Consider the following 5,830-nt stretch of genomic DNA (forward strand, 5'->3'; position numbering starts at 1 on the left):
GCCGAAGGTCAGATCGAACTTGGCGATCTCCACCTTCGAGAACTCGTACTCCGCTTCCAGCCCCGGGAGTTCGGGGGCGTCGGCGGACATGTCGCCGACGGTGAGCATGACCTGGAAGAGGGGGTGGCGGGCGGTGGTGCGCTCGGGGTTGAGGGCCTCGACCAGCCGGTCGAACGGCAGGTCCTGGTGGCTCCACGCCGCCAGGTCCGTCTCCCGGACCCGGGTCAGCAGCTCCCGGAAGCTCGGGTCCCCACTGGTGTCGGTCCGCAGGACGAGGGTGTTGACGAAGAAGCCGACGAGGTCATCGAGCGCCGGGTCGGTGCGCCCCGCCACGGGTGAGCCGAGCGGGATGTCGTGCCCGGCACCGGACCGCGACAGCAGCGTCGACACCGCTGCCTGGGCCACCATGAAGAGTGTGCTGCCGGTGTCCTGGGCCAGCGAGGTCAGCGAGTCGTGCAGGTCGGCCGGGCAGTGCACGGTGTGTGTGGTGCCCCGGTTGGACGCGGTGGCCGGCCTGGGCCGGTCGGCCGGGAGCGTGGCCTCTTCCGGAAGGTCGGCCAGTGTCTCGCGCCAGTGGTCGAGCTGGCGTTCCTCGTCGCTTCCCAGGAGTCGTTGCTGCCAGAGGGAGTAGTCGGCGTACTGGACCGGCAGCGGCTCCCACGCGGGGGCGGCGCCCTGTGTACGCGCCGTGTAGGCGGCCGTCAGGTCGCGGAAGAGCGGTCCGTTGGACCAGCCGTCGGAGGCGATGTGGTGGATGACCACCAGCAGGATGTGTTCCTGCTCGCCGAGCGAGAGCAGATGGGTGCGGATCGGCGGCTGGACGGCCAGGTCGAAGGTGGCCGAGGAGAGCTCGGACAGTCGTGCGGTGAGCTGCTCCTCGGTGGTGGTGATCAGGGGGAGGTCGATGTCGGTCGGGGGCAGGATGTGCTGGTGGGGGGTGCCCTCGTGGGTGGGGAAGACGGTGCGCAGGCCCTCGTGGCGGGTGGTGAGGTCGGTGAGGGCGAGCCGGAGGGCCTGGTGGTCGACGGGGCCCTTGAGCCGCAGGGCGAGCGGGATGTTGTAGGTGGCGGACGGTCCTTCCATCTGGTCGAGGAACCACAGCCGCTGCTGCGCGGAGGAGAGCGGGATGATCTCCGGCCGCTCCTCGGGCACCAGCGCGGGCCGGGGCAGTTCGCCACTGCCCGCGGTGACGCACTCCGAGAGGGCGAGCACCGTGGGATTCCGGAACAGGTCCTTCACCCCGAGCTGGACCCCGAACGCGCGCCGGATGCGGCTGATCAGGCGGGTGCCCAGCACCGAGTGGCCGCCCCGGTGGAAGAAGTGGTCGTCGATGGTGACCGACGGCAGCCCGAGGACGGCCGCGAAGAGGCCGCACAGGACTTCTTCCTGCGGGGTGCGCGGGGCGCGCCCGTTGGTGGCGTGGGAGACCTGGGGTGCGGGCAGGGCACGCCGGTCGACCTTGCCGTTGGTGGTGAGGGGGATCTCGTCGAGGACGACGAAGGCGGACGGGACCATGTACTCGGGCAGCGCGTCCGCGACATGCCCGCGCAGCTCGGCCACATCGATCCGGGCGCCGTCGGCGGCGACGAGGTAGGCGGCGAGGCGCTTGTCGCCGGGCCGGTCCTCCCGGACCACGACCGTCGCCTGGCCCACGCTCGCATGGGCGGCCAACGCGCCTTCGATCTCGCCGAGTTCGATACGGAAGCCGCGCAGTTTGACCTGCTGGTCGGCGCGGCCGAGGTATTCGAGGGAGCCCTCGGGATTCCAGCGGACCAGGTCACCGGTCCGGTACATCCGCGTACCGGCCGGGCCGTACGGGTCGGCGACGAAGCGGTCCGCCGTCATGCCCGGCCGGCCGAGGTAGCCGCGGGCGAGCCCGGCTCCCGCGATGTACAGCTCGCCGGGCGTGCCGGCCGGGACCAGTCGCAGTCCCTCGTCCAGCACGTACAGGCGGTGGTTGTCGAGCGGCTCCCCGATCGGGATGGCCCCCGTGTAGTCCAGCGGACGGTGGATCCGGTGGGTGGCGGCGAACGTCGTCGTCTCCGTCGGACCGTAACCGTTGACGACGGTCAGGTCCGGGCAGCGGGCCATGACGCTGCGCACCGCCTCCGGCGGGACCACGTCACCGCCCGCCCACACCTCACGCACCCCGGCGAACGCCTCCGGCACCTCCTCCGCCATCACCCGGAACAGACCCGCCGTCAGCCACAACGAGCTGACGCCGTGCTCGGTCAGCAGCCCGCCCAGGGTGCCCGGGTCGAGGTAGCCGGGGGGCGCCACCACGACCGCGCCCCCGTTCAGCCACGGCACCCAGATCTCGTGCGTCGAGGCGTCGAAGGTGTGCGGCGAGTGGAAGAGCACCCGGGTGTGGTGGCCGTTCGCGTACATGGTCTGCGCGGCCAGGTCCGCGACATTGCGGTGCGTGACCGCGACGCCCTTCGGGACCCCTGTCGAGCCCGAGGTGAACATCACGTACAGCCACTGGTCGGGGTGGGCGTGGGGCGCCGGTGGTGTCGAGGGGAGGTGGGCGAGACCGGTGGTCCCGTCGAGCACGACGGTCTCGGCGGTGGTGCGGGCCACGATCGGGTGATCGGCCAGCGCCCGGTCGGTGAGCAGGACCGATGCCGCGGTCTCCGTGAGGATCCGGAGCAGGCGCGGGTCGGGGTCCGCGGTGTTGAGCGGGGCGTAGACGCCTCCGGCCTTGACCACCGCGAGGAGTCCGGTGAGCAGGTCGGCCGACCGCTCCATCAGGACGGCGACGACGCTCTCCGGCCGGACCCCGAGCGCCACGAGGTGGTGGGCCAGCCGGTTGGTCTCCGCGTCCAGCTCCGCGTAGCTCAGCTCCCGGTCGCCGTCGACCAGGGCGATCGCGTCCGGGGTGCGGGCGGCCTGGGCGGCGAACAGTTCCGCGAGGCCGGCGCCGAAGGAGCCGGTCGCCGCGCCGTTCCATTCCTCCAGGAGCTGGTGGCGCTCGTCGGGGCCGATGAACTCCAGGTCGTCGACGGGGATGTCGGGGTGCGCGACGGCGTCGCCCAGCAGCCGGACCAGTCGGCCGGTGACCGCCTCGACGGTCGCGGCGTCGTACAGGTCGGTGGCGTACTCGACCCTGATGTCCAGCCCGCCGGGACGGCCGTCCGCCGTGCGGTGTTCATGGAAGGAGAAGGTCAGGTCGAATTTGGAGATCTCCAGTGTCGTGAAGCCCGACTCGGCGGAGATGCCCGGGAGTTCGAGGGTGGGCGTGAGCGCTTCCTGGAGGGTGAGCACCACCTGGAAGAGGGGGTGCCGGGCGGTGGAGCGCTCGGGGTTGAGGGTCTCCACCAGCCGGTCGAACGGCAGGTCCTGGTGGGCCCAGGCGGCGAGGTCGGTCTCCCGGACCCGGGTCAGCAGCTCCCGGAAGCTCGGGGCGCCCGCCAGATCGGTGCGCAGCACCAGGGTGTTGACGAAGAAGCCGACCAGATCGTCGAGCGCCTGTTCCGAGCGGCCCGCGATCGGGGCGCCGATCGGGATGTCGTGCCCGGCACCGGAACGGGACAGCGCGGTGGCGACGGCGGCCTGGGCCACCATGAACATCGTGCTGCCGGTCTCCCGGGCCAGCCTGGTCAGCCCGTCGTGCAGCTCCGCGGGGACGTGGACGCCGTGGGTGTTGCCGCGGTAGCTGGCGACCGCGGGGCGTGGGCGGTCGGCCGGCAGGGTGGCCTCGTCCGGCAGCCCGTCCAGGGTGGTGCGCCAGAACTCCGCCTGCCGTTCCCCGTCCGCCGCGAGCAGTTCCCGCTGCCAGAGGGTGTAGTCGGCGTACTGGACCGGCAGCGGCTCCCACGCGGGGGCGGCGCCCTGCGTGCGCGCCGTGTAGGCGGCCGTCAGGTCCCGCAGCAGCGGGGTGGTGGACCAGCCGTCGGAGGCGATGTGATGCATCACCACCAGCAGGACGTGTTCCTCGTCACCGAGCGCGAACAACACGGCCCTGATGGGCAGTTCGGACTCCAGATCGAAGCTGCGGGCGGCCTGTGCGGCGAGCTCCTCTTCGAGTGCGGCCTCGCTCTCCGCGATGACGGGCAGCTCCACCCGGACCTCGGCCGCCGGGAGCTGCCACTGGTAGGCGGCGTCGTCCGCCATACCGAAGAGGGTGCGCAGCGACTCGTGCCGCACCACCAGATCGGTGAGGGCGAGCCGGAGCGCCTGGTGGTCGAGTGCGCCGGTGAGGCGCAGGGCCAGCGGAATGTTGTACGTCGCCGAGGGCCCCTCCAGATGGTGCAGGAACCAGAGGCGCTGCTGGGCCGAGGAGAGCGGCACCCGGTCGGGCCTGACCGCCTCCCGGAGTGCGGGCCGCCGCACGGCCTCGCCGCCCGCTTCCACGTACTCGGCGAGCGAAGCCACCGTCGGGCCCTGGAAGAGGTCCCGGACGGTGATCTGGACGCCGAAGGTCTGGCGGATGCGGCTGATGAGGCGGGTGGCGAGCAGGGAGTGCCCGCCGAGGTGGAAGAAGTGGTCATCGATGGTGGCCGAGGCCAGTCCGAGGACCTCCGCGAAGAGGCCGCACAGGACCTCCTCGACCGGTCCCCGGGGCGCGCGCCCTGCGGCGTCGTTGCCGAACTCCGGTGCGGGCAGGGCGCGTCGGTCGACCTTGCCGTTGACGGTGAGCGGGATCTCGTCGAGGACGACGAAGGCGGAGGGGACCATGTACTCGGGGAGTACGCCGGCGAGTTCGCGACGCACCGCCTCGGTGTCGATCCGGGCGCCTTCGGCGGCGACGAGGTAGGCGGCGAGGCGCTTGTCGCCGGGCCGGTCCTCCCGGACCACGACCGTCGCCTGGCCCACGCTCCCGTGGGCGGCCAACGCGCCTTCGATCTCACCGGGTTCGATACGGAAGCCGCGCAGCTTGACCTGCTGGTCGGCGCGGCCGAGGTATTCGAGGGAGCCCTCGGGATTCCAGCGGACCAGGTCACCGGTCCGGTACATCCGCGTACCGGCCGGCCCGTACGGGTCAGCCACGAAACGGTCGGCGGTCAGCGCCGGATGGTCGAGATAGCCCTGGGCCACGCCGGCTCCCGCGATGTACAGCTCGCCGGGCGTGCCGGCCGGGACCAGTCGCAGTCCCTCGTCCAGCACGTACAGGCGGTGGTTGTCGAGCGGCTCCCCGATCGGGATGGCCCCCGTGTAGTCCAGCGGACGGTGGATCCGGTGGGTGGCGGCGAACGTCGTCGTCTCCGTCGGACCGTAACCGTTGACGACGGTCAGGTCCGGGCAGCGGGCCATGACGCTGCGCACCGCCTCCGGCGGGACCACGTCACCGCCCGCCCACACCTCACGCACCCCGGCGAACGCCTCCGGGGCCTCCTCCGCCATCACCCGGAAGAGCCCTGCGGTCAGCCAGAGGGCGGTGATCCCGTGTTCGGCGATCAGCCTTTCGTACGCGGCCGCGTCCAGGTGCCCGGCGGGGGCGACGACGAGAGTGCCGCCGCTCAGCCACGGCACCCACATCTCGTACGTCGAGGCGTCGAACGCCATCGCCGAGTGGAACAGCACCCGGGTGTGGTTGCCGTTCGTGTACGTGGTCTGGGCGGCCAGGTCCGCGACATTGCGGTGCGTGACGGCGACGCCCTTCGGGACGCCCGTCGAGCCGGAGGTGAACATCGCGTACACCGGCTGATCCGGATGCACCGGCACCGAAGGGTCGGAGGAATCGCCCTCATCGCCCGTCACCGGCCCCAGCACCCGCACACCCGCCGGCACCGCCCACGAACCCGGGTCCCGGTCCGTCACCACATGAGAGACCCCCGACCGGCCCACGATCAGCTCGACCCGGTCGGCGGGATAGCGGGTGTCCAGCGGT

Annotated in this window: 1 protein-coding gene; it reads right to left on the minus strand. The window is 72.0% G+C overall.

Annotation, left to right across the window (positions count from 1 at the left end):
• The coding region (locus GA0115234_RS04895) for an amino acid adenylation domain-containing protein (RefSeq protein ID WP_141718400.1) at window positions 1-5,830 on the minus strand (5,830 nt) is incomplete at both ends.

Source organism: Streptomyces sp. DvalAA-43, from assembly GCF_900091725.1.
Taxonomy (GTDB): Bacteria; Actinomycetota; Actinomycetes; order Streptomycetales; family Streptomycetaceae; genus Streptomyces; species Streptomyces pulveraceus.